The following is a 333-nucleotide window of genomic DNA, read 5'->3' as shown; positions in this document are numbered from 1 at the left end:
GGCACCTTGCATGATAAAATCACGCTCAGTATTGATAACCGCGTTATTGCTGACATTGATACTCGCCAGCGGCCCCAGTACGGTTTGGCTGCGTTGAACCGCACCATTATCACTGCTGAGTTGCTCACTGCTGGTGCGCAGGATCACATCGCGACCGCTATCGAGTTGCAGGTTGGTGGCATTTAACCGCGCGCTGGTCAGGTCAATATCGCTGTTCAGTGTACTGAGCAACATATTGCCACCGGCCTGAAGTAAGCCGCCGCGGTTATTGAGCGTGATGCCTTGCGCCATGCTAATGCTCAGGTTATTGCCGGCTTTCATCGCGCCCTGATT

Annotated in this window: 1 protein-coding gene; it reads right to left on the bottom strand. The window is 53.8% G+C overall.

Annotated elements, in window-relative coordinates:
- The coding region (locus tag V1952_RS22650) for a hemagglutinin repeat-containing protein (RefSeq protein ID WP_420075648.1) at positions 1–333 on the bottom strand (333 nt) is incomplete at both ends.

This window comes from Yersinia sp. 2542 StPb PI (assembly GCF_048593855.1).
Classification (GTDB): domain Bacteria; phylum Pseudomonadota; class Gammaproteobacteria; order Enterobacterales; family Enterobacteriaceae; genus Yersinia; species Yersinia enterocolitica_E.
The sequence above is the reverse complement of the archived record's forward strand: the minus strand, read 5'-3'. Positions and strand labels throughout refer to the sequence as shown.